Below are 3,540 nucleotides of genomic sequence, written 5' to 3' on the forward strand. Positions count from 1 at the left end.
ACTGCGGGGCGCGCGGCGCGCCGATCGATCGCGAGCGTACCCGCTCGATGGCGCGCTTACGATTCGTGCGGCGTAGGACCATCGTTCGCCGGCATGTTCTGCACGACCAGCATCTGCGGGCTCGACAGCGTGATCCCCGCCGCGCGCAACTGCTTGAGGATCTCGAACAGCAGATCGCTCTTCGTCGAACTCGCGATCCGCGGGCTCGACACGTAACCCGTCACGCTCAGCGTGATCCCGTCCGGCGCGAGCTGGCTGAACGTCACCGACGGCGCCGGCTTGTCGAGAATCGCCGGGTGCTCGCGATACGCATCGAGCAGCAGGTCGCGCACCTGCTCCGGATCGGTGTTCAGCGGGAACGTCAGCACCAGCGTCGCGACGCCCTGCGTGCTGTTGCCCATCGTCACGTTGCGCACGTTCTGCGAGATCAATTGCGAGTTCGGCACGATCACGGTCGAGCGGTCGCTCAGCTGAATTTCGGTCGCGCGCACGTTGATGCGGCGGATGTCGCCTTCGACGCCCGCGATGCTGACCATGTCGCCCACCTTCACCGGGCGCTCGGTCAGCAGGATCAGCCCCGACACGAAGTTCTTCACGATTTCCTGCAGACCGAAACCGATACCCACCGACAACGCACTGACGATCCACGCGAGATTGTTCCACCTGACGCCGAGCAGCCCGAGTGTCATCAGCACGAGCAGCACGTAGCCGACGTTGGTGAACAGCGTGATCAGCGACACGCGCATGCCCGTATCCATGCCGAGCGCGGGCATGAATTCGCCGTCGAGCCAGCGGCGCAGCGAGCGCAGCAGGTAGAACCCGATCGCGAAGCCGATCACGGCGTTCAAGATCCGGTCGGGCATGATGTTCAGGCTCTGCAGCCGCTGGCTGCCGATCATCGCGACCGCGCTGTCGAGCAGATCGCCCGGCGTCGTGCCGAAACCGCCGGTCACCAGCGCGATCGCCGCGATCAGCATCAGCAGGCTCGTGCCGAAGCCGGACAGGACCGTGCGCGCCTGGTCCAGGTGGCGGTCCTCGAGTGCGAACAGGTGCTTGATCTGCTGGCCCGTCGACAGGCTCGACGAGAACAGGCTTTCGCTCGCGTCGCGCGTCAACTGGATCAGGATGTAGGTCGCGCACAGCACGATCTCGAACCACACGAGCTCGTACGTGATGAAGCGCGCGACCGTGATGTAACCGATCAGGAGTGCGATCAACGACGCGACGATCGCGAGCGTGACGCCGGCATGGATCAGCCCGGCGAGCGTCGAGCGCTGCTCCGGTGCCTCGCCTGCCGCCGCGAGGGCGCTGCGTGCACGATTCGCGCGCAGCAGCGACGCGCCGACCGTCAGCGCGACGACGAGCGACACGATGCCGCGACCGAACAGCGTGACCGACAGGCTGGTGTCGACGATCCGGTTGATCGATTCGAGCGTACCGGATACCAGCAGCAGTCCGGCCAGGATGCTGGGGAACGGCTTCATCGCGAGCGCGACGGGATCGGCGAGCGCGGGCAGGCGCCACGACGGATGCTTCGTGCAGAGCAGGGCGCGGCCGAGCCCGGCGATCAGTGCGCAGGTCGCGGCGAGCTTCGCGAACTGGTCCCACAGGTCGGTCAGCGACGGCGTGAGCTCGTAGTGGCGTGCAACGGCGAGGTAGAGGATCTGGATCGCGATGGCCGTCGCGAGGAAGGTCGACAGGGCGGTCGACAGCGCCAGCGCGCTGCGGCGCAAGCGGGTGGGCGGCAGGCGGTTCAGCGCGATCCACGCGAGCCCGCGCTCGATGAGCCGGCGGCCGCCGAGCCAGGCGGCGAATGCGGCGATCAGCAGCACGGTGGTGATCGCCCGCTGCCCCGGCACCCACGACGAGCGCAGCATGTCGAACAGTTCGTCGTCGAAATCCTCGAGCCGCTGGCGATCGTCCGGCGACAGGTGGAACAGCGGCAACCAGAACTGCGCGCTGAAGATGCTGCCCGAACGGAACGCGAGCTGGTTCTTCAGGAGGCTGCGGTGCAGCTTCGCGAACTGCTCGGTCAGGTTCGTGAGGCTCGTCTTCTGGTCGGCGGCCTGTTTCAGCGCGGCGTCGATTTGCGTCTTGCGCGCGTCCAGCGCGGCGCGCTGCTTCGCGACGGCCGGCGCTTCCGGCGCGGCGCCCTCGGCCGGCGCCGGCCCGAGCACGTCGAGCTGCGCCTGAACCTGCGCACGTTGCGGTGTGAGATCGCTCTGCAGTTTCGCGACATCGGTGCTCAGCTCTTGCGCCGAGTCGTCGAGCGCGTCCAGCTCCTTGCTGTTGGACGCGGTCGAAGTCTGCTGCTTGATGCGGTCCAGCTCGGCCTGCATCTGCTTGAGCTGCGCGATGGCGTCGGGCAGGGAAATGGCCGGCGCGGCGGCGCCGACGCCGCTCGCGACGGGCGCGGAGGCTGCCGCCGGAAAGGCCGACGCGGTCGCGATCGCCGCGAACTGCAGCAGCGCGATCAGCGCGATCCGGCGGGCGTACGTGGAAAGTCGTTGTATGGACATGGAATGCTTACGTTTTGCCGACAATGCCGGTTGCCGAAAGGCAGCCGGAAGCCGGTAGTTGGCCCGGTAGCATGTTACCGGGGCGCGGAACGCGTGGTTGTACCGATTGCGTGTCCTCCTTCGCCGCGATTCGGGCGGCGCGCGCCTGCGCGAAACAGCGGGGGAGGCTTGTCCTTGCCGGTCTGCGCGGGGCCCGAGCGGAGGCCAACGGCCGGGGAACGCCGCGCCGACGCGCTTCCCGTATTCGACATACGGTTACGCAATTTACACAATGTCCGGGGGAAAACGGGGCGTCGAACGGCTTCGGCGCCCGCCGCGGCCGTCATGCCGGCTTGCCCATGCGCCGAACGGGCGTGCCGGTACAATGCAGCGATTCGCACGGCGGCGGTTCGGCCGTCCGCCGGAGAACGACGCACAACGCGACACAACACGACACGATCAGGAGACGCGCCCAAGATGGCCTCAACGGACAGCCTTCCGCAGGCACAAGCCCCATCCCCCTCCATCGACCCCGGCTCCATCTCGGCCCGTCTCGACCGCCTGCCGCCGACGCGCAGCGTCTGGAAGCTCGTCGTGCTGCTGAGCCTCGGCTTCTTCTTCGAACTCTACGACCTGCTGTACAGCGGCTACGTCGCGCCGGGCCTCGTGAAAAGCGGCATCCTGTCCGCGACGACGCACGGCCTGTTCGGCACCACGGGCGTCGCGAGCTTCATCGCCGCGCTGTTCTCCGGCCTTTTCATCGGCACGATCGCGTGCGGCTTCCTCGCCGACCGGTTCGGCCGCCGCGCGATCTTCACGTGGTCGCTGCTGTGGTACACGGCCGCGAACGTCGTGATGGCGTTCCAGGACACCGCGACCGGGCTGAACTTCTGGCGCTTCGTCGTCGGCCTCGGGCTCGGCGTCGAGATGGTGACGATCGGCACCTATATCTCCGAACTCGTGCCGAAGCAGATCCGCGGCCGCGCGTTCGCGTGCGAGCAGGCGGTGGGGTTCGTCGCGGTGCCGGTGGTCGCGTTCCTCG

General features: G+C 67.7%; 2 protein-coding genes. One reads left to right on the plus strand and one right to left on the minus strand.

The annotated features are described in order from the left end of the window. Positions 1 to 56 precede the first annotated feature (56 nt). On the minus strand, positions 57 to 2,519 hold the full coding sequence (locus JMF90_RS29250) for a DUF3772 domain-containing protein (protein WP_011546926.1): 2,463 nt from the start codon (positions 2,517 to 2,519) through the stop codon (positions 57 to 59). 456 nt (positions 2,520 to 2,975) lie between these two features. On the opposite strand from JMF90_RS29250, the gene JMF90_RS29255 reads away from it, so the two are divergent. Beyond that, positions 2,976 to 3,540: MFS transporter (locus JMF90_RS29255; protein ID WP_201325764.1), on the plus strand; the 565-nt coding region annotated here is incomplete at its 3' end.

The sequence above is a fragment of the Burkholderia sp. E168m23 genome (assembly GCF_016586125.1).
Taxonomy (GTDB): Bacteria; Pseudomonadota; Gammaproteobacteria; order Burkholderiales; family Burkholderiaceae; genus Burkholderia; species Burkholderia orbicola.